The organism is Pseudoalteromonas sp. RB2-MNA-CIBAN-0110, assembly GCF_040309305.1.
GTDB classification, from domain to species: Bacteria; Pseudomonadota; Gammaproteobacteria; order Enterobacterales; family Alteromonadaceae; genus Pseudoalteromonas; species Pseudoalteromonas arctica.
Genome location: NZ_JBEOOQ010000037.1, coordinates 27,568 through 48,948 on the forward strand (window position 1 = coordinate 27,568; position 21,381 = coordinate 48,948).

Here is a 21,381-nt window from a genome sequence, read left to right on the forward strand (position 1 = left end):
AATAAAGAATAGAGATGCAACTCAACTCCCCTAAATCAATTGGTATTTTACTTGGTACGCTTTACGGCATATTTATGCGGCTGTTTGTAGAGCTAGTCAATGTTTATAATTTAGGTAGCTTAGTCTCTATATCATTTATGTTTTTAGTGCCTGTTGCTATTGGCTATATTCGTATTCACTTTGAGTACAACGAATCAAAAACATTAACTAAAAGGCAAATGATCACGATTGCTTGGCAGCCTATTTTTGTTTTTTTATTTGTAAGTGTAATTACTTTGCTTGAAGGGAGCATTTGTGTGGCAATGGCTTTGCCTGCTTTTATGTTTTTTGCCAGCATTGGTGGGTTACTTGCGGGCTTTGTTAGAAAACGTAAAATAAAAAAAGCGAATAGTTCTTTATTATCAATCGCGTTGTTACCTATATTGCTCTCACCTATTGAAGTTAACTTTTTACATTTATCAAAAACATACGAAGTAACAAATTCAATAGCTATTAACGCGCCCATCAATGTTGTGTGGCAGCAGTTAGCTAATGTGAGTGACATAAAGCCACAGGAAGTGCCTTTTTCACTCACTCAATTAATTGGTGTACCAAAGCCATTAAAGGCAAGTATGAATGCTAGCGGTATAGGCGCTGTTCGCACAAGTACTTGGCAAAAAGGCGTTGTGTTTAAAGAAGTAATAACCGACTGGCAACCAAATAAACTGATGCATTATAGATTTGATATAGACCCAGATGCTATCCCCGATGACGCACTCGATAAACACGTAAAACTAGGCGGTGAATACTTTTCACCTCTTTACGGTGGATATGAGTTAAGTGAAGATAAAAGCGGCAATACGATTTTAACGTTAAAAACGACCGTGCAAGATAATACAAATTTTGGTATTTATTCGCGAATATGGGGTGAGGTGATATTTCAAGATTTTCATTACACACTTTTAACGTTGATGAAAAACAGAGCTGAAAAATCACTTATCGTAACTGTTTCTTATAATTAGCTTAAGCCATCATATTTCTAAAAAATATTACACACTAAAAGGTAAAGCCTTTGCATTTGCAAAGGCTTTTTTTTAACTGCTAACTTTTACCAAATCATTTCTACAAATTCAGGGTGGTCGATATATGGGTTACGATTACCTTGAAATTCAAACGCTGCTTGGTTACGGTCAAGTTCCATTTGGCTTACAGGATCGCTGTTATGCCAATTAAGTAGCATGGCTACAACCCAGCTTTCAAACACTTGGTTGCTTGAACCATTAAGCACAGCATTACTTGAGGTCGTTTTGGTTTGCCAAGTGCCTATTACATTTTCGTAGCGCGTTGCCATGTAAAAATAAGCACGTGCAAAGTCACCTTTAAATTCGTCAATTGGCTCAAATACAGTACCTGAGTAATTTAATGAACTTGCGGCAGAACCTAATTTACTTCCGTTAGTTGATGTAAATGAAGCGCTTGCTACTTCACCAAATGGGAAGTTACTACGTTTTGAGTTTACATAACCGTCGGTTGCGTAAATATGATGCACATCTGAGTTCATTGGTTCAATAGTGCCGCCAAACCAACTTTTAGGGAATGAATGCTCTCGGTTGTAACAGCCGCCTTCTCCACTATAGTTACCACATTGATCGCTCACCGCAGCATAATTGTAGCTGTCAGAGCCGTTTGGTTTTTCGCTATACATATCTAAAATGCTGTTATCGTTTTCAAAGTATGTATCACGTGCTGATGAGTCGTAAAAATTCCAAATAGCCGAGTAACCCTGTGCATTATGATCTTTAATAATATTATAAAGCTCAGTTTTTAGTGAATAGCCCGATAGCCCTTGAGCTGTAACATAGTAGCCAGTGGGTGTTGGGTTGGTCCCGCCGCCATCACCAGAGCCACTGCCTAAAGTAAATGCCGTGCTGTCTGTATTATTAAAACTTGCACCGCTAGCAAGTGTGGTAGAGCCTTGCTTAAGCGCATAACTGCCATTACCTGTTGAACAACACATGCCATCGCCGTAGCTGTCGCTAATAACAAGAGTGTATGTACCATCAGTTAGGCATATTTGCTCATCATATTGTGTGTTTGATGCGTAACCACTGCCGTTAGCAACAGCACTACCTTGATTGTTATTAACGGCCCAGCTAGTTTCGCTACCGTAATTATCGGTATTAAGCGTTAAGGTAAGGCTATTGTCGGTACAGCTTGTTGATGCGCTGCCATCAGCGTTTGGTAAAAAGTTATCTACGTATACGGTTTCGCTGCCATCAAATCCACTTACATCGTAAAACCTTAGGCCAACACTAATTGTTTTATTACTGCTTGCTGTATAGCTATGGCTAACTGTTTGCCATTGGTTAGTTTGTGCTTGATTTGAATAGCCTTGATAACCATCTACATACAAGCGAGCTTTAATTTTACCTTCGGTGTGGTAAACATCAGCCGAAAAGTTATAGGTTTTACCTGCTTCTACAGCAACCTGTTGTAGTAAATCAGTGTTACTTTGCGATCCTGTAGTTACATTTACAGCAGCAGAGCTATTACCGCTTTTAACTGTACTGGTTGAGCGCGTTAAGCTGATTCCGCTATCAATAGTGCTCCAAGAACTAGGTGTATTGCCAGTCCATTGTTCAAAGTCGCCATTAGCTACATTGGCCATTACAGGTAATGAGCCAAGTAACAATGCGGTACTAAGTAGTTTATTTTTATATTTCCCGTGTAACATAGTTGTTCCTATTTTTATTTTGAATGAGGAATATACCCTACATTAGTTAGGTTACAAAATTGTTAATTTAAAGTGCTGTAAAAGGCAATAATCGTCCTTTAATCTGTTTTTGAAGGTGTTTTTATAAATTAATAACTAAATGGAATATCAAAGCAGATTCTATTCTTTTTTTATCTATGCAGAGCCCGTTATCCTACATACTTAGAAAACCTCAACAGATACGCTCTGGATGAGGTAAAACTCATTTTTAACAATACACAAAGTGTGTTGTGTTTAATTTTCAGGGTTATGGGGAATCGATTCATGTTGTTAGGTCAACTAAATGCTGCGGCAAGCCCGCTATCGCAAGATCAAGTACAAAAGCTGCAAGGTTTAGTGGCTGAACTTAATCCAATTCAACAAGCGTGGGTAAGTGGTTACTTAGCTGCAAATGCTAATTCGGCTGCGTTAGGTGCTCCTACGGTAGGCGTACCGGCTGCGGGTGATGCAGCAGCGCTAACTATTTTATATGGTTCGCAAACAGGTAACGCAAAAGGTGTAGCTACCAAAATGAAAGAGCAGGCTGAGTCGCGAGGCTTAGCAGTTAAGCTTGTTAGCATGTCAGATTACAAACCAACAGCCCTGAAAAAAGAAAAGTTTTTAACAATCGTTGTATCTACTTACGGCGAAGGTGAGCCACCAGAAGACGCAGAAACACTCCACGAATTTTTAGCCACTAAAAAAGCGCCAAAACTAGACGATGTAAAAATAGCGGTTATTGGCTTAGGTGATTCTAGCTATGAGTTTTTCTGCCAAACAGCAAAAGATTTTGAAGAGCGTTTAAATAAACTCGGTGCGCAAACCATATATCAACGTGCTGATTTAGATGTAGATTACGAAGATGAAGCTGCAACATGGATTGCCGGGGCAGTTGATGCATTCGAACCTGATTTAAAAGCGCAGCAAGAAGCCGCTGGTGGTCAAGTTGTATCAATGCCATTTGGCGCTCCAACCTCTGCAGCAAGCCAATATACAAAACAAAATCCATTTGAAGCAGAGCTATTAACTGTTCAAAAAATTACCGGTCGCGACTCGACTAAAGATGTACGCCACGTTGAAATTTCGCTTGAAGGTTCAGACATTACTTACACACCAGGCGATTCATTAGGTGTGTACTTTTTAAATGATGATGTATTAGTTGATGAAGTACTTACACTTACTCAAATAGATGCAACAAGCATTGTAAAAGTAGGTGATGAAGAGCTAAGCGTACGCGGCGCACTTATTGAAAAACTAGAGCTGACTCAGTCATACCCTGGTTTTGTAGAAAAATACGCAATAGCAACTGGTACGCCTGAATTATTAAAGCTTGTAGAAGATAAAGCCGCAATGCGTGCGTATATTGAACCTCGCCAAATATTTGATGTAATTCGCCAAAACCCTGCAAAAATTGATGCACAAACATTAGTAGACTGCCTACGTAAACTACAAGCTCGTTTGTACTCAATTGCATCTAGCCAAGCTGAGGTTGAAGACGAAGTGCATTTAACACTAGGTCTAGTGCAGTTTGATGCATTTGATAGCGAGCATTTAGGTGGCTGTACAGGTTACTTAACTCGTCGTGCAGAAGAAGGTTGTAAAGTTAAAGTATTTAGCGAACACAACGACAATTTCCGCCTACCCACTAACGATGATACACCTGTGATTATGGTTGGCCCTGGTACTGGTATTGCGCCGTTCCGTGCATTTTTACAAGAACGTGATTCGCGTGAAGCGCAAGGCAAAAACTGGTTGTTTTTTGGTAACCCACATTTCACTCAAGACTTTTTATACCAAGTAGAAATACAGGGTTATTTAAAATCGGGTTTACTTAACAAAGTAGATGTTGCATTTAGCCGTGACCAAGCAGAAAAAGTATATGTGCAAGATAAGTTACGCAGTAACAGTAAAGACGTGTTTGAATGGTTAGAAGCCGGTGCTCACTTTTATATTTGTGGCGATGCAAATCGCATGGCAAAAGATGTACACAACGCCTTGCTTGATATTGTTAAAGAAAACACAGGCAAGAGCAATGAAGACGCAGAGCAATATTTAAAAGATTTGCGTAGCGCAAACCGCTATCAGAAAGACGTGTATTAATCACGTTTCTTATTTTATTTAACAGCTAGCAGCCGTCACTGTAACAAATTTAGGATTTAAAATGAGCGAACAAGATAAAAACGTAAAACTTTCTGATAACGAACGTTTGAAAAGAGAAAGTAACTTTTTACGTGGCACCATAGAAAAAGATTTAACAGACGAAATTACTGGTGGCTTTACAGCCGATAACTTTCAGTTAATACGTTTTCACGGTATGTACCAACAAGATGACCGCGATATACGTGGTGAGCGCGCTAAGCAAAAGCTAGAGCCGCTACATAATGTAATGTTACGTGCACGTATGCCTGGCGGTATTATTAAGCCAGAGCAGTGGTTAGCAATCGACAAGTTTGCAGATGACAAAACAAGCTACGGCAGTATTCGTTTAACAACGCGTCAAACGTTTCAGTTTCATGGAGTGTTAAAGCCTAATATTAAAGGCATGCACCAAATGCTTGATAGCGTAGGTATAGATTCTATTGCTACAGCGGGTGACGTTAACCGTAACGTGCTTTGTACTACTAACCCAGTTGAGTCTGAGTTACACCAAGAAGCTTACGACTGGGCTGCAAAAATTTCTGAACATTTATTACCAAAAACGAAAGCGTATGCCGAAATTTGGTTAAATGGCGAAAAAGCAGAAACCACAGAAGAGCCAATTTTAGGATCTAATTACTTACCGCGTAAGTTTAAAACCACGGTGACTATTCCACCTAACAACGAAGTTGATGTACACGCTAACGATTTAAACTTTGTGGCAATTGCTGATAACGGCAAACTTGTTGGTTTTAACGTATTAGTGGGCGGTGGCCTTGCGATGACGCACGGCGATACAGCAACGTATCCGCGTAAGGCTGATGACTTTGGCTTTATTACGCTAGAAGATACCTTAAAAATTGCAGAGCATGTTGTATCTGTGCAGCGCGATTGGGGTAATCGTTCAAACCGTAAAAATGCAAAAACTAAATACACATTAGACCGTGTAGGTGTTGATGTATTTAAAGCAGAAGTTGAAAAGCGCTCAGGCGTTACGTTTGCACCAAGCCGTCCGTTTGAGTTTACTCACCGTGGCGATCGTATTGGTTGGGTTGAAGGCATTGATGGTAAGCACCACTTAACGCTATTTATTCAAAGTGGTCGTATTTTAGACTATCCAGGCAAGCCGCTTAAAACAGGTTGTCGTAAAATTGCAGAAGTTCACCAAGGTGACATGCGTATGACGGCAAACCAAAACTTAATTATTGCTGGCGTACCTGCAGATCAAAAAGCCGTGATTGAAGAAATTGCTCGTAGCCATGGCCTGATTGATGACACAGATTCGCAGCAGCGTAAAAATTCTATGGCGTGTGTTTCACTGCCAACGTGCCCACTTGCAATGGCCGAAGCAGAGCGTTACTTACCAAGCCTAGTAGAAAAAACTGAAGCATTACTTGCTAAGCACGGTATACCCGATGACAGCATTATTATGCGCGTTGTAGGTTGCCCGAACGGCTGTGGCCGCGCAATGCTTGCAGAAGCAGGTTTAGTAGGTAAAGGCCCAGGTAAGTACAACGTTTACTTAGGTGGTAATTTAGAAGGCACACGTATTCCTAAATTGTACCTTGAGAACGTAGGCGAAGACGTTTACCTAGAAGCATTCGATAAGCTCATTGGCCAATGGGCAAGCGAGCGCAATGACGGTGAGTGTTTTGGTGACTTTGTTATACGCAAAGGCATTGTTGCTGAAGTAAAAGTATCAGTAACCGATTTTCACGCTTAATTAAATACCAGCGCTTTGGCGCTGGTGAGGTTTGGAATTTACCATGAGTGAATTTAAAAACATTTTACAGCTAGATAAACAAAGCCAAACGGCTATGTTAGCTGATGCTAATGGTTTACTAGCGAATATGAGCGCAGAACAGCGTGTTGCATGGGCGCTTGATAACTTGCCTAATACGGCTTTTTTATCATCTAGCTTTGGTATTCAAGCGGCAGTAATGCTGCATTTAATGACCTCACAACGTCCAGATATTCCCGTTGTATTAACCGATACAGGCTATTTGTTTCCTGAAACGTATCAGTTTATTGAGCAAATGAGTGAGCGTTTATCACTTAACTTAAAGGTGTATAGAGCGCCGCTTAGCCCAGCATGGCAAGAGGCTAAATTTGGCAAACTATGGGAGAAAGGCGAAGACGGCATTAAGCAATATAATCAGCTTAATAAAGTAGAGCCGATGACCCGTGCGTTAAAAGAAATAGAAGCGGGCACGTGGTTTAGTGGTTTGCGTCGCGATCAATCATCTACACGTGCTGATAAACAGTTTGTAGAAATTAGCCGTGGTACCGTTAAAGTGTACCCGATTATTGAATGGTCTAACCGCGACGTGTATCAGTATCTTACTAAGCACGATTTACCTTACCACCCATTATGGGAGCAAGGTTATGTGTCTATGGGAGACGTACATACAACACGTAAGTTAGAACCAGGAATGACAGAGGAAGAAACTCGCTTTTTTGGTTTAAACCGAGAATGCGGACTACACATGGATGGTGACGGTATTTAACGCGACTACGGTGTAGTTAAATTGCAAATAAAAACGCAGCTTCGGCTGCGTTTTTATTTTCTTTTATTAGGGTACAAAAAATTGCCTAATTAAGTATTTTTTATTAGACTCAAGGCAATAAAGGATTAATTAAAGCAGGAACGCTATGAAATACTTTACCTACTTAGCTATATCAATCATGGCTATTGCAGTCATCTCTTTGTTTTATTTAAAAAAGCCCGATGGTCAAACATGGCTTTCTGCATCATCAATTAGCAGTGAATCTCAGCAAATTAAAGAAAAAATGGTTGCGCTATCTAGCAATACTTTGGACCAAGCAGTGCAGGGCGTTAAGCAAGCTGGCGATAAAATTGCGAGCAGTATTTCTGATGAACCAATGCCTGAAAGTACTACCTCAAGCAGCAAAATTTTTAAGTGGCAAGATGAAACAGGCCAATGGCACTTTTCTGATACACCTAACCCGCATGCAAAAAGTATTGAAGTAAAACTCGATCCTAAAGATATTACTGTTATTGCTGCAGAAGACACGTCTATTTTAAATACCTCTCCAAGTACAAATACAATGTCGGCTGCACCAGAGGGGATCAGTATTTTGAACCCAGACTCGGTTAAAAAGTTATTTAATGATGCCGAAAATGTAAAAGACAAACTAGAAAAACGTAATAAAGAAATTAATAATTTAAGTGCACTCTAATTATTTAGAGTGAGTGCTTTTATGGTTTTTTAAATAACGTTTTTCGGCTTCCATCAATAATACGGTTAAATATATTTTAGTGGGAAGCGACAGCAGTACACCTACAGCAATGCATGCCGCGGCTATAATTATTCCTTTAATACCATGATTAACAGTGAAGTAACTCGACACAATTAAAGTGTGGCCAGTCACGATAAGGCACAACCCAAGCACTATTGATGTTTTTAGCAGCCTAATTATCATTGTTTGCGACATAGTTACCCCACTAATAGTCGCTATAGTGTAGGCACGCTTTAAATGCTTAGCATTGATTTAAGACAACAAACAGCACACATAAAAAAGCCCAGTTTATTACTAAACTGGGCTTTTAAATGTATTAACTACTGTCTTTGTTAGTCGAGCATATTACGCAGTACATATTGTAAAATACCGCCGTGTTTGTAGTAATCCCACTCTTTAGGCGTATCAATACGTACATCAGCACTCAAGGTTACTTTTTTACCTTCGGCATTTGTAGCAATAACGGTTACTTCATCGGTTTTATCGTACAGGCCATCAATATCAAATTGTTCTTGCCCTGTTAACCCATGTGACTCGTAGCTTTCACCTTCTTTAAATTGCAGCGGTAATACACCCATACCAATTAAGTTAGAGCGATGAATACGTTCATAGCTTTGTGCTACAACGGCTTTAACGCCTAATAAAAGTGAGCCTTTAGCAGCCCAGTCACGAGATGAACCCGTACCGTATTCCTTACCCGCTAAAATAATGAGTGGCGTATTATTTTTTTGATACTCCATTGCTGCATCATAAATACTCTCTAGCGTATCGCCAGGCTGAGTACGTGTTACGCCGCCTTCAGTACCTGGTGCTAGTAAGTTTTTAAGACGAACATTAGCAAACGTACCACGCATCATTACTTCGTGATTACCACGGCGTGAACCGTACGAGTTAAACTGCGCTTTATCTACGCCATTTTCTTGCAAGTATAAACCTGCTGGTGCATCTGCTTTAATAGCACCTGCTGGAGAAATATGGTCAGTGGTTACTGAATCCCCAAGTTTAGCTAAACAACGTGCGCCTTCGATAGTAGGAATGCCCGGTGGTTCTACTTTCATACCATCAAAAAAGGGTGCTTTTTTAATGTAGGTAGATGCATCATCCCAATCGTAAAGTTTGCCATCTGGTATTTTAATTTGCTGCCAACGGCTATCGCCTTCGTAAACGTTAGCGTAGCTTTTTTCGAACATTTCTTTAGTTACTGTTTCTTTAACTAGGTCACTTACTTCTTTAACGCTTGGCCAAATGTTTTTAAGGTAAATATCGTTACCGTTAGCATCTTGAGCAAGGGGTTCGTTGTATACGTCAATATCGGTTCTACCTGCAATGGCATAAGCTACAACAAGCGGAGGAGAGGCTAAAAAGTTCATTTTAACATCTTGGTGAATACGCCCTTCAAAGTTACGGTTACCCGATAAAATAGAGCTAACCACTAATTTATGCTTTTGAATCGCGTCTGATATTTCAGTTGCAAGCGGCCCTGAGTTGCCAATACAGGTAGTACAGCCATAGCCTACTAAGTTAAAGCCTAAACTTTCTAGGTCATCCATCAGGCCTGCTTTTTCTAGGTAGTCGGTAACTACTTTAGAGCCTGGTGCAAGTGATGTTTTAACCCAAGGTTTTACATTAATGCCTAACTGTTTTGCTTTTTTTGCAACCAAGCCAGCAGCTAAAATTACACTCGGATTAGAAGTATTGGTACAGCTAGTAATTGCGGCAATAACACAAGCGCCATCGTTTAGCTCAAACTCTTGGCCTTTAAATTTAACTTTAGCGGCGCCCATAAACTGCGCTTCGTTAACTGGTTCGTCTGGGTTTGTTGTTGGCCCTTCGCCTTCTATACGAGCTTGTTCTTCGTCGCTATTATCACGACGAGCCATACGTTCATCTTGAAAGTTTTTTAAATGCTGGCTAATCACTTCACTAGCCTTGTCTAGGGAAATTCTATCTTGTGGTCGTTTAGGGCCTGCAAGGCTTGGTACAACATCACCTAGTTTAAGCTCGAGTGTATCGGTATAGCTAGCTTCGTCACCATCGTTACGCCATAAGCCTTGATGTTTAGCGTAATCCTCAATTACCTTTAGGTGACTTTCATCGCGGTTTGTTAAGCGAAGATAGTTAATGGTCTCATCATCAATTGGGAAAATACCACACGTAGCGCCGTATTCTGGTGCCATATTCGCTATGGTTGCTCTATCGGCAAGTGGTAAGTCGGCAAGGCCATCACCATAAAACTCTACAAATTTACCCACTACACCATGGTTACGCAGTATTTCGGTTACCGTTAACACTAAATCTGTAGCGGTAGTACCTTCAGGTAAGCGGCCGCTTAGCTTCATACCGACTACTTGTGGAATGAGTAAGCTAATTGGCTGACCAAGCATGGCTGCTTCAGCTTCAATACCGCCTACACCCCAACCAAGCACACCTAAGCCATTAATCATGGTGGTGTGAGAGTCAGTCCCTACAAGCGTATCTGGGTAAGCGAATTTTTTGCCGTCGCGCTCTTCATTAAAAACAACGCGCGCTAAGTATTCTAGGTTTACTTGGTGGACAATACCGGTTGCTGGTGGCACTACTTTTAAATTATCAAAAGCGGTTTGTCCCCAACGTAAAAATTCATAACGTTCTTTATTTCGGTCGTATTCAAGTTTTGCATTTAAATCAAATGCACCATCATTTCCGTAGCCATCTACTTGTACCGAATGGTCAATAACAAGTTCAGCAGGTGATAACGGGTTTATTTTTGCAGGATCACCACCTAGTTTTTCCATTGCGTCACGCATCGCGGCTAAATCTACAATAGCGGGTACACCGGTAAAATCTTGCATAACAACACGGGCGGGAGTAAAGGCAACTTCAGATGCAGGCTTTGCTTGAGGATCCCAATTAAGAAGGGCTTGAATGTCTTGTTCTTTTATATTTGCGCCATCTTCGTTACGAAGCAGGTTTTCAAGTAATACTTTTAAGGAAAAGGGCAGTCGTTTCGCTTTGTCGCCAAGTCCTTTTAGAGAATGAATATGATATTGCTCACCATTTATTGTGAGTTGATGTTGGGTATCGAAACTATTATTCATTATTTGCCCCTTTATGAATTAGAAAAATATTTTGAAGAGTGACCTCTGTAGTGTTCGAGTTGCAAAGTACATACCAGTGTAAAAAATCGTGTTTAGAGAATGAATTTTGTACAGTTACTATAGTAGAGATGATGCTGAAAAGTTTAATTTCAAGAGATGATTTGAAAGAGGTAGGGTCAAAAGTTATTTCGACCCTTATTAATTACTGTAACCAACCGTGTTGCTTACCTTTAATACTCAAACAAAGTAAAGCGATGGCAATAACGATTACAAAAATAGGCATAAATACAGCACTTGCGCCAAGTAGCTCAATACTGTTTATGACCACAAAATTATAATATTGCTGAATTAAAATAGCGCCGAGCGATAGCGCAAAAGTAGGTGTTGCCAGCGCGTTTTTAGCAAGTAAAAACAGACAACCAAAAGTGCTTCCAAATACAGCTATAGCAAATGCAATAGTTGACCAAATAGGAACGTTAGAGTAGGCAGCTTGTTGATCTAGTGGAAGTTTACTTATCATTTCGGGTGTCATCATCATGTGCATAGCAAATGCAATAACGCCAAGTAAGTTCCATACGAGTGCCGCCCATACCACGGACTTAAACCAATTTTCAGGTGTTTTGACAGACATTTTATAACCTTGTTTTTATTATTATTAACTAGGTTATTAAAGAGTAAAAAGGCCAACTATACAAGTTGACCTTTTTATATAAAAAGAGGGCTTTTAAATGCTTAACCAAATGAAATAGGACGACGACCTGTTTTATCATCTACTTTTGGTTTTTTAGTTCGCTTACGCTTACTTTTAGCTGGCTGATTTGTTGGTTGTGGTGCAGCTTGCTTTGACTCTGCTTGAGTTTGTACCGCAGGTTTTTCTGCAGGGTTTGCGTCTTCACTTAGCGCAAGTTTAAAAAATTCGCCATCAAATTCTAATACATCGCCACTGTATAATTTTTTCCGCTTTATTGTACAAATTTCATGGTTAACACCCACATAGCCTTCGGTAATTAGGTTTTTAGCTTGGCCGCCACCTTCAACTAAGTTTAGTACTTTTAATAATTTACAGAGCTCAATCGGCTCTTCTTCTAATTCTATTTCTATATATTCTTCGTTCATATTTGCTCTCGGTGGGGTAACGCACAAGCTGTAGTATAAAGGCTTGCAGCTACTTTTGCACCAAAGCAAGTGACTTTCGCTAATTGTAATACTTAAATAGCTATGAAATTTTTTATGTATTTTATCTGTCTTTAAAAAAACTGAAGCAATTGAAGAGTAACCTTTGCAGCAGTTAATTTTACGTATGGCCTGCTAATTGCTAAAACTTTGGCGGATTAAATAGTTTTCATTAAATGGAGTAGGAAATGGGCGTAAGATTGGCAATGAAAAAAGAGCTAATGGGATTAGACAATTCAGGTATGTTAACTGCTGACGATGTTAGAGAGCACCTTGCTAATTCTGTAAAAAAGCAAGCTGATCAAGATGAGCGCGGTTTTTCTGTAATTTCAAAGTTCAATGATACCCATAGCCGTTTAGTTAGTGGTGATGCCACGAGAAAAACAAAACTCGAGTTTGAACGTCATCGTTTATTTAAAGAAGTTTTATATACTCGCAAAAGTGTTGATGCTTGGTTAGATAGCCAAACAAATTAAATTGCGATAAATAGTTACCTTTAATAGACTACAATTGTAATCAAAAAGGGGTAACTATGAAAAATGGAATTTTAATATGTGTGTTGGCATTACTATTAGCTGCGTGCCAACAACCTACCGTGTATGTATTTAGTGAAAACTTGCAAGATGAACAGCGCAACCAGCTCGATGCTGCGCTAAAAACACAATCGCTCCCTTATGAATATGTAGAGCTGGCAATCCCACCTGATTTTGGTGAGGCTACATTACTCTTATCAAGTGACAAAATTTACCCAAAAGAGACTGAGCAGTTAGCTACTATTATGCAGGGGCTAGGTTACGAGCCACAAGTTAACTATACAACGCGTTCAAATCATTTTTATGGTGATGGCAATATAGGCTTTTATCTAAAAAATGCAGTGGCGGGTACAACCTTTGTTATGCCTAAAAAGTTACGAACAACTCAATGCAGCGAAGACAAGTACAATGATTTACTCGTCACATTTACAGATAAATATGCTGACTTTAGCTTACCCAGTGGCGCTGTTGTAAGGTTAGGTTGGGAGTTTTTATACGGTTACGTTGTCATTTATTATAAAACCTATTCGCAAACATATCGCCACTCGCAACCACTTATAAATACGCCCTTTGGCGATAAACCATCAGATACTTACACGTTTACAGCCCATGTTAGTAACCCCAGTTGGCTTGATTGCTCATTGCAAATTGTTTATATGGACTGAACTAACCGTGAGTTTCTATATGCTCGCTTAGTTTGGCAATGCGCAGACTCATACCTTCTATAATTCGGTCTTTAATTTTTTCGCGGATAACATTAGGTAAACGAGTGAGTGCTTCAGGGGTAATAGCGAGGACTATACTGTCGGTTTTAGCGCGAGCGCTAGTACTACGCTCTCGGTTATTTATAAAGGCACCTTCACCTATAAATTCACCGGGCTCTATAGTGCCAAGTTCTAGCAAATGATTATGTTTAAATACTAATAACGCGCCGCTAAGTACAATGTACAAACGTTTGTCGTTATCGTATTGCTTAAATAAAAATTGATGCTGGCTTACTAAATACAACAGGCCGAACGACTCTAATAAGACTTGGCGCTCGCTGAGCGTAAATTCTTTAAAAAAGTGCAGCCTGTTTATAATTTCCATTTGTTTGAATAATGGAATATGTTCGATTAGCTTCATCAATAACCAAATGTGTTAAAAGCGTTTAATCAGCTAATATTGCGCTCTTTTAATTTTCGGGTCAACGTGTTGCGTCCCCAACCAATTTTTATAGCAGCATCTTGCTTATGACCAGAACAATTAGCCAGTGCGGTTTTAATTAAGCGAGTTTCTAGCTGGGCTTGAATGTCAGGCCAAATATTTTCTTTGCCTTGTTTAAGCTCTTGATTAAGCCATTGCTGAAACGCATCTAGCCAATCACCTTCTTCCTGGGTTGGCGAAGCATCCAGAATCTCTGGCGGTAAGTCTTGCTCGCTTACAAGCTCACCCGGTGCCATTACAGTAAGCCAGCGACAGGTGTTTTCTAATTGGCGTACATTGCCTGGCCAATTAAATAAGCGTAATTGCTCAGTTGCCTTAGGGCTCAGCACTTTGCTTTCTACTTGTAGCTCTTTAGCGCTTTTATGTAAAAAGTGTTGCGATAAGCTTTCTATATCTTCAGTACGCTCTCGAAGAGCAGGTAAACGTAGGCGCACAACATTAAGACGATGGAATAAATCATCCCTAAACTTGCCCTGTTTAACTAAATCTTCAAGGTTTTGGTGCGTAGCCGCAATAATACGCACATCTACTTTTATACTTTGATGGCCACCAACGCGATAAAACTCACCATCGGCAAGAACGCGTAATAAACGTGTTTGTACATCAAGTGGCATATCACCAATTTCATCTAAAAATAGTGTGCCGCCATTGGCTTGCTCAAAGCGGCCTTTACGCACGCTGTCGGCGCCCGTAAATGCGCCTTTTTCGTGGCCAAATAACTCTGACTCAACAAGCTCTTTTGGAATGGCTGCCATGTTAAGTGCAATAAATTGATTTTCTTTACGTGGGCTATGATTGTGCAGCGCACTGGCGACAAGTTCTTTACCTGTTCCAGATTCGCCATTTATTAATACGCTCATGCTAGAGGCCGATAGTTTACCTATCGCTCTAAACACTTCTTGCATTGCGGGCGCTTCACCAATTATGTGGGCACTTTTTGGTGGAGCTTGCTTTCGCTTAGTTTTTTTAGTGGAGTTTGCTCTGCATGCGCTTTCGACTAGCGCCACTGCTTCGTTTAAATCAAACGGCTTAGCGAGGTATTCAAAAGCACCTTTTTGGAATGCATTTACAGCTGAGTCTAAATCTGAGTGCGCAGTCATTATAATAACCGGCAGCCCAGGGTTTTGCTCTGCAATAAGTTCAAGCAACGCCATACCATCCATACCAGGCATTCGTACGTCAGAAACTAAAACAGTAGGTTGGCTAAACTTTAGTGCGCTTAGTACATCTTGCGCATTAGCAAAGCTCTCTGTGTTAAACCCTGCACGGGTTAGTGCTTTTTCAAGTACAAATCGAATAGAAGCATCATCATCTACAAGCCAAACTGTTTTCATGCAAACTCCAAACATTAATCTGCAAAGGGCAGATAGATATTAAATTCAGTATGTCCAGGCCAGCTATCACATTCTATATAGCCATCATGTTGATCTATCAGTGTTTGCGCTATTGAGAGTCCTAACCCAGAGCCACCTTCTTTATTGGTGATCATAGGGTAGAACAGTGTTTCGCGTACACTGGGATCAATACCTGGTCCGTTATCAGATATTTGGATCAACAAGGCTTTTTTAGGTGCTTTACCTGGGCGACGATGTTGATGATTAATGCGGGTTTTTATTGTTATTTCACCGCCATCTACAAGCGCCTGTTGGGCATTTCGAACAATGTTTAATACCACTTGCTGAATTTTGCCTTGATCAATGTATACATCAGGAATACTCGGGTCGTAATCTTTAACTAAGCTAATGTTAGAACAATTATCTAACGTACTTAGCCTTGCAACTGATTCAAGTGATTGATGTATATTGCCATACGATTTTTGAGGAAGTTGATTGGGCCCCAAAAGCCTATCTACTAGCTCGCGTAATCGGTCGGCTTGCTCAATGATGAGCTCAGCACATTGATCTCTTTCTTGTTGATCAACCTCATACTGCAATAACTGCGCCGCTCCGCGAATTCCACCTAAAGGATTTTTAATTTCGTGAGCTAACCCTCTAATTAGGTTTCGGGCAGCTTGATATTGATGCATTTGATTAGACGCTTGGTCGTGCTTAATTTCGTCATCGGTTTGGCGCCACTCAAATAAAATATAAAGCGAGCCATTAAACTTAATTTGTCGTGTACTTACGGCTACTTTTGCATGGCGAGAATCGCTAAAAACCACGTCAGCTCTATGCTGCTGGCAATCTACGCCTTCAACTAGTGAGTATTGTTCTATACGCTGTAAATCGATTGAATGGTAGTTAAAAAGGCTATCAAACGGTTGATCTAATAGGCGCTTATTACCAAGGCCAAGCAGCTCGCTAGTACTAGTATTGGCATATACAACGGTGAAGTTTTTATCAAGTAACATGATAGCGGTTGTTTGATTTTGCCAAATGGCATCGAGTAGCTCAGGGCTAAAGTTTTTATTATTAATCATAGCTGCACCATTTTAGTGCGTGGATGTTTGCAAGCAAGTTATATGGTTAAATACACTGCTGCACGTTTAGTAATGCCCCAATTTAGTTACCTAGGTTTAGCCCTTTTCGGTGCATAAAAAATATGCAGGGTTCGCTTGTAGCAATAACTTGGTTTTTACTATTAAAAAGCTTTAATTGTAGCGTGTGCTGACCACGTTCTACATCTCTAATTGCAAAGGTTGAGCTGTCACTGGCTGGGCCGTGTGCTTTACCATCAATAAAAAGTTGTATAGTAAAACCAGTTTCAAAGCGTGGTTTTATTCGGCTAGTTACATAAACAGTGCCGGTATTTTCACGAATAGTCTGGTTATGATCAGGTGAGGAAATAGCAATACTAAAGGCCGCTTGTTGAGGCTGAGGTTGCTCGTCAAAAATGTCAGTATTTGTTGCAGGCATATTAAGATCTTGGCTGGTGAGCTTTACCTCTTGGGCCCCTTTATGAGGGGTGTCTGAGAACACTAATACGCCATTTTTATCTTTCCAAGCGTATATTTTTGTTTCACCGGCATAACCATAATTACTTAATCCTAAAGTAATTAATAGTAATAAAATCTTGTTATTCACTCTGCAGCCCTGCATTTTTATCGGTAACTTAACTTTAGTGGAGATTGACTAATTTTACCATTAAAAAAGCCCGCAAAGCGGGCTTGAGAACACACATATTTTTTACAGCTTAATTAACAGCTGTAGTACATTTCAAACTCAACTGGGTGAGTTGTCATGTTAAGCTTTTCAACTTCTTGAGACTTAAGTGAGATGTAAGCATCGATTAAGTCATCAGTGAATACGCCACCTTGAGTTAAGAATTCACGGTCTGCGCTAAGTGCAGATAGTGCTTCGTCAAGTGATGCTGCAACAGTTGGAATTTCTGCTGCTTCTTCAGCTGGTAAGTCGTATAAATCTTTATCCATAGCATCGCCAGGATGGATCTTGTTTTTGATACCATCAAGGCCAGCCATAAGCATTGCTGAGAAAGCAAGGTATGGGTTAGCAGTTGGATCCGGGAAGCGTACTTCAATACGACGACCTTTTTCAGATGGAACCACTGGGATACGGATTGATGCAGAACGGTTACGTGCAGAGTATGCAAGCATAACTGGTGCTTCAAAACCTGGTACTAAACGTTTGTACGAGTTAGTAGACGCATTTGCGAAAGCGTTAATTGCTTTAGCATGCTTGATGATGCCGCCAATGTAGTAAAGTGCATCTTCAGAAAGACCGCCGTACTTATCGCCAGCAAAAAGGTTAACACCGTCTTTAGCTAAAGACTGGTGACAATGCATACCAGAACCGTTATCACCAACAACTGGCTTAGGCATAAACGTTGCTGTTTTACCGTATAAGTGAGCCATGTTATGGATAACATATTTCATTTCTTGAATTTCATCCGCTTTTAATACCATTGTATTAAAGCGAGTAGCGATTTCGTTTTGACCTGCTGTTGCTACTTCGTGGTGATGTGCTTCTACTACTTGGCCCATTTCTTCTAGAACTAGACACGTAGCTGAACGCCAATCTTGGAAGTCATCAACTGGAGCAACAGGGAAGTAACCGCCTTTAACACCTGGACGGTGACCAGTGTTGCCATCTGCATATTCTTTATCTGAGTTCCAAGCAGCTTGCTTAGAATCAATTTTGTACATAGAACCAGACATATCTGATTTGTATTTAACATCGTCAAATACGAAAAATTCTGGCTCAGGGCCAAATAAAACAGTGTCTGCAATGCCTGTAGAACGCATGTAATCTTCAGCACGCTTAGCAACAGAACGCGGGTCGCGCTCATAGCCTTGTAGTGTAGAAGGCTCTACTACGTCACAACGTAAAATTAATGTCGCTTCTTCAGTGAAAGGGTCTAGTTTGATTGACTCAGGAACTGGCATTAATACCATGTCTGATTCGTTTATGCCTTTCCAGCCTGCAATTGAAGAACCGTCGAACATTTTACCGTCTTCGAAAAAATCTTCATCAACTTGGTGATGAGGAATCGATACATGTTGCTCTTTACCCTTAGTGTCAGTAAAGCGTAAATCAATGAACTTGACGTCATTTTCTTTAATAAAATCTAAAACCGATTGTGACATGTGTCCTCCAACTATTGGGTTTTGTTATTGCTGCATAATTGCTTTGGTATTTACTAAGCTGATTTTGTGCCATTATTGTAACTGGCTGTTTATAAATTAAAAAAATATCATTGCATCAAAATGGAATATATAAACGCACCATATTGGTGCGTAAATATTCCATTTTAGTGCAAAATTTACAGAGCGTAATTTGTTGTTAATTTAATCAGCTGAAATTAGCATAACCTAAATGTAAAAGAGTAACAAAAAGATCGGAAAAATAGCCAAAAAGACTGTTTTTCAAAAAAATATTGAAATTTAATTCATATAATTGTCATATATAAAACAGATACTTAGTAAAAGTATTGAGAAAGTTTTAAAATATGTATTGGATAAACTTTCATCCATGTCATTAATGAGGGATAATATGCGCCCTTTTAAATCCTATGCTGGGACATCTCGCGAAAGCGTGGATGAGTGCGTAGATCTTGCAGGATCATTGAGAATTTAATTTCTCTGAGTAAATATATGAGCATCGAAAAGTTAAGAAATATAGCGATTATCGCGCACGTTGACCACGGTAAAACAACTCTGGTTGACAAACTACTTGAGCAATCAGGTACATTAGAAACACGCGGCGGTAACGAAGAGCGCGTGATGGACTCAAACGACATTGAGAAAGAACGTGGTATTACCATTTTGGCTAAAAACACAGCCATCTCTTGGAACGACTACCATATCAATATCGTAGATACTCCGGGACACGCCGATTTCGGTGGTGAAGTTGAACGCGTACTTTCGATGGCTGACTCAGTATTATTACTTGTTGATGCTCAAGAAGGTCCAATGCCACAAACGCGTTTCGTTACGCAAAAGGCATTCGCGCAAGGCTTAAAGCCAATCGTAGTTATCAATAAAATTGATAAGCCAGGTTCACGTCCTGATTGGGTTATGGATCAAATCTTTGATTTATTCGACAACCTTGGCGCAACTGACGAACAGTTAGATTTTAAAGTAATCTACGCTTCAGCTATCAACGGCTGGGCAACACTAGATTTAGACGTACCATCAGACAACATGGAACCTATGTTCAAGATGATCGTTGACGAAGTATCACCACCGGATGCAGATCCTGAAGGTGACTTCCAAATGCAAATTTCTCAACTAGATTACAACTCTTATGTTGGTGTAGTTGGTATTGGTCGTATTAAACGTGGTTCTGTTGCTCCTAACCAACAAGTTACTATTATCAGTGCTGATGGCACTACACGTAATGGTAAAATTGGCGCAGTACAAAGCTACTTAGGTCTTGAACGTATCGAAACTGATAGAGCTTACGCTGGTAACATCGTAACTGTAACAGGTATTGGTGAGCTTAAGATTTCTGATACAGTTTGTTTCCCAGGAAACGTTGAAGCATTACCACCACTAAGTGTTGATGAGCCAACTGTAACAATGACATTCTCTGTAAATAACTCACCTTTCTGTGGTAAAGAAGGTAAGTTTGTAACGTCACGTAATATCCGTGAACGTTTAGACAAAGAATTAGTACACAACGTAGCACTTCGCGTTGAAGATACTGGTAGCCCAGATAGCTTCCGTGTTTCTGGTCGTGGTGAATTACACCTAGGTATCTTAATCGAGAACATGCGTCGTGAAGGTTACGAGCTTTCAGTTTCTCGTCCAGAAGTTATCTTACGTACTGTAGATGGCGTTCTAGAAGAACCGTTTGAAACAGTTACTATTGACTGTCAAGACGAGCACCAAGGTTCTGTTATGGAGCAAGTTGGCCTACGTAAAGGTGAACTTACTAACATGACTCCAGATGGCAAAGGGCGTATGCGTTTAGATTTCATGATCCCTAGCCGTGGTTTAATTGGTTTCCAAACTGATTTCATGACGCTTACTTCGGGTTCTGGTCTTATGTACCATACGTTCGATCATTACGGTCCTCACAAAGGTGGCGACATCGGTGTTCGTAAGAACGGCGTAATGATTGCAAACGCAACAGGTAAAGCACTTACTAACGCATTATTCAACTTACAAGAACGCGGCCGTTTATTCATCGGTCACGGTGTTGAAGTATACGAAGGTATGGTTATCGGTATTCATAACCGTGATAACGACCTTACAGTTAACGCCCTTAAAGGCAAGCAGTTAACTAACGTACGTGCATCTGGTACTGATGAAGCGCAAACGCTTTCTCCACACCTTAACTACTCACTTGAGCAAGCGCTTGAGTTCATCGATGATGACGAGCTAGTTGAAGTAACTCCACTAAACATTCGTATTCGTAAGCGTTACCTTACTGAAAACGAGCGTAAACGTGCAGGTCGTGGACCTAAGTCATAATCTATTAATTTAGAATAATGATTTTAAAAGCCGCTGTATTGAAAAATACAGCGGCTTTTTTGTGGGTGAAGGTTAATTGAGTAAAAAGGTTGAAGGAGTTTTTACTACAGAGCTCACCGAGGCGCTGCGTGGTATATCTAGGTCGACTTGTAAATTTGTATTGTTTTTGGGTAATAGTGTTGTTATATATTAGCAAGGGTTTTGCTGGTGCAAACACTAAATATTTATCGGTATTCTTGGTGGTGCACTGTTAGAGTTTTTAATTATTAAATCTCAATTTGGAGTATATTATGGCCTATGAGTTAGGGAAAAGACTAGGGGCTGTTGATCTTTGTAGTATATATATTAATCAGCCCACATTGGTAGCCACATCATAGTAAATGCTAAAGC

At 40.1% G+C, this 21,381-nt stretch carries 18 protein-coding genes; 8 read left to right on the top strand and 10 right to left on the bottom strand.

Features of this window, described 5'->3' with window-relative positions; translation table 11 throughout:
- Nucleotides 1-14: 14 nt before the first annotated feature.
- Nucleotides 15-1,001 carry an SRPBCC family protein gene (locus AAEY68_RS16235; RefSeq protein WP_024594318.1) on the top strand — a complete coding sequence of 329 codons (987 nt, stop codon included), beginning with the start codon at nucleotides 15-17 and terminating at the stop codon, nucleotides 999-1,001.
- 86 nt (nucleotides 1,002-1,087) lie between these two features.
- On the opposite strand, the gene AAEY68_RS16240 is transcribed toward AAEY68_RS16235, so the two are convergent.
- Nucleotides 1,088-2,713: an endonuclease gene (locus AAEY68_RS16240; RefSeq protein WP_350586426.1), complete on the bottom strand. Its 1,626-nt coding sequence runs from the start codon at nucleotides 2,711-2,713 to the stop codon at nucleotides 1,088-1,090.
- A 303-nt stretch (nucleotides 2,714-3,016) separates the two neighbouring features.
- Between AAEY68_RS16240 and AAEY68_RS16245 the strand changes: the two genes are divergently transcribed.
- The 4 genes from AAEY68_RS16245 (at nucleotide 3,017) to AAEY68_RS16260 (ending at nucleotide 8,068) form a co-directional block, all read left to right on the top strand.
- Nucleotides 3,017-4,831, top strand: coding sequence for an assimilatory sulfite reductase (NADPH) flavoprotein subunit (locus AAEY68_RS16245; RefSeq protein ID WP_350586428.1), 1,815 nt, complete (start codon nucleotides 3,017-3,019; stop codon nucleotides 4,829-4,831).
- Nucleotides 4,832-4,892: 61 nt separating this feature from the next.
- Nucleotides 4,893-6,590: an assimilatory sulfite reductase (NADPH) hemoprotein subunit gene (gene cysI / locus AAEY68_RS16250; protein WP_007582193.1), complete on the top strand. Its 1,698-nt coding sequence runs from the start codon at nucleotides 4,893-4,895 to the stop codon at nucleotides 6,588-6,590.
- Between the two features lie 43 nt (nucleotides 6,591-6,633).
- Nucleotides 6,634-7,374, top strand: a complete 741-nt coding sequence (locus tag AAEY68_RS16255) for a phosphoadenylyl-sulfate reductase (RefSeq protein ID WP_007582191.1) — start codon at nucleotides 6,634-6,636, stop codon at nucleotides 7,372-7,374.
- A gap of 145 nt (nucleotides 7,375-7,519) precedes the next feature.
- A complete protein-coding gene (locus AAEY68_RS16260; RefSeq protein WP_010554783.1) occupies nucleotides 7,520-8,068 on the top strand; it encodes a DUF4124 domain-containing protein in 549 nt (182 codons plus the stop codon).
- Here the strand turns inward: AAEY68_RS16260 and AAEY68_RS16265 are convergent, their stop codons facing one another.
- The 4 genes from AAEY68_RS16265 to AAEY68_RS16280 all read right to left on the bottom strand — a co-directional run bounded on the left by AAEY68_RS16265 (nucleotide 8,069) and on the right by AAEY68_RS16280 (nucleotide 12,321).
- The gene (locus AAEY68_RS16265; protein WP_007582187.1) at nucleotides 8,069-8,323 is read right to left on the bottom strand and encodes a hypothetical protein; all 255 of its coding nucleotides are present in this window, start codon (nucleotides 8,321-8,323) and stop codon (nucleotides 8,069-8,071) included.
- A gap of 137 nt (nucleotides 8,324-8,460) precedes the next feature.
- Nucleotides 8,461-11,205: an aconitate hydratase AcnA gene (acnA, locus tag AAEY68_RS16270; protein ID WP_024594315.1), complete on the bottom strand. Its 2,745-nt coding sequence runs from the start codon at nucleotides 11,203-11,205 to the stop codon at nucleotides 8,461-8,463.
- Nucleotides 11,206-11,407: 202 nt separating this feature from the next.
- Nucleotides 11,408-11,836: a hypothetical protein gene (locus AAEY68_RS16275; protein WP_024594314.1), complete on the bottom strand. Its 429-nt coding sequence runs from the start codon at nucleotides 11,834-11,836 to the stop codon at nucleotides 11,408-11,410.
- A gap of 101 nt (nucleotides 11,837-11,937) precedes the next feature.
- Nucleotides 11,938-12,321 (bottom strand): RNA-binding S4 domain-containing protein, encoded by a 384-nt coding sequence (locus tag AAEY68_RS16280; RefSeq protein ID WP_024594313.1) that lies wholly within the window; start codon nucleotides 12,319-12,321, stop codon nucleotides 11,938-11,940.
- Nucleotides 12,322-12,566: 245 nt separating this feature from the next.
- Between AAEY68_RS16280 and AAEY68_RS16285 the strand changes: the two genes are divergently transcribed.
- Complete coding sequence (locus tag AAEY68_RS16285; protein ID WP_007582180.1) at nucleotides 12,567-12,854, top strand: hypothetical protein; 288 nt, start codon at nucleotides 12,567-12,569, stop codon at nucleotides 12,852-12,854.
- Between the two features lie 56 nt (nucleotides 12,855-12,910).
- Entirely contained in the window at nucleotides 12,911-13,576 is a 666-nt protein-coding gene (locus tag AAEY68_RS16290; RefSeq protein WP_024594312.1) for a hypothetical protein, read from the top strand.
- Nucleotide 13,577: 1 nt separating this feature from the next.
- Here AAEY68_RS16290 and AAEY68_RS16295 read toward each other — a convergent pair whose 3' ends face one another.
- From AAEY68_RS16295 to glnA, 5 genes are all read right to left on the bottom strand, one after another.
- Nucleotides 13,578-14,036, bottom strand: a complete 459-nt coding sequence (locus AAEY68_RS16295) for a cyclic nucleotide-binding domain-containing protein (RefSeq protein WP_010554789.1) — start codon at nucleotides 14,034-14,036, stop codon at nucleotides 13,578-13,580.
- A gap of 29 nt (nucleotides 14,037-14,065) precedes the next feature.
- Entirely contained in the window at nucleotides 14,066-15,451 is a 1,386-nt protein-coding gene (ntrC, locus tag AAEY68_RS16300; protein ID WP_007582175.1) for a nitrogen regulation protein NR(I), read from the bottom strand.
- Between the two features lie 14 nt (nucleotides 15,452-15,465).
- Complete coding sequence (gene glnL / locus AAEY68_RS16305) at nucleotides 15,466-16,536, bottom strand: nitrogen regulation protein NR(II) (RefSeq protein WP_010554790.1); 1,071 nt, start codon at nucleotides 16,534-16,536, stop codon at nucleotides 15,466-15,468.
- A gap of 82 nt (nucleotides 16,537-16,618) precedes the next feature.
- Nucleotides 16,619-17,140: a DUF4124 domain-containing protein gene (locus tag AAEY68_RS16310; protein ID WP_024589531.1), complete on the bottom strand. Its 522-nt coding sequence runs from the start codon at nucleotides 17,138-17,140 to the stop codon at nucleotides 16,619-16,621.
- A 113-nt stretch (nucleotides 17,141-17,253) separates the two neighbouring features.
- Nucleotides 17,254-18,660, bottom strand: coding sequence for a glutamate--ammonia ligase (glnA, locus tag AAEY68_RS16315; protein ID WP_024594310.1), 1,407 nt, complete (start codon nucleotides 18,658-18,660; stop codon nucleotides 17,254-17,256).
- A gap of 507 nt (nucleotides 18,661-19,167) precedes the next feature.
- Here glnA and typA point away from each other — a divergent pair.
- Entirely contained in the window at nucleotides 19,168-20,991 is a 1,824-nt protein-coding gene (gene typA, locus AAEY68_RS16320; RefSeq protein WP_024594309.1) for a translational GTPase TypA, read from the top strand.
- The last annotated feature ends 390 nt before the right edge of the window (nucleotides 20,992-21,381 follow it).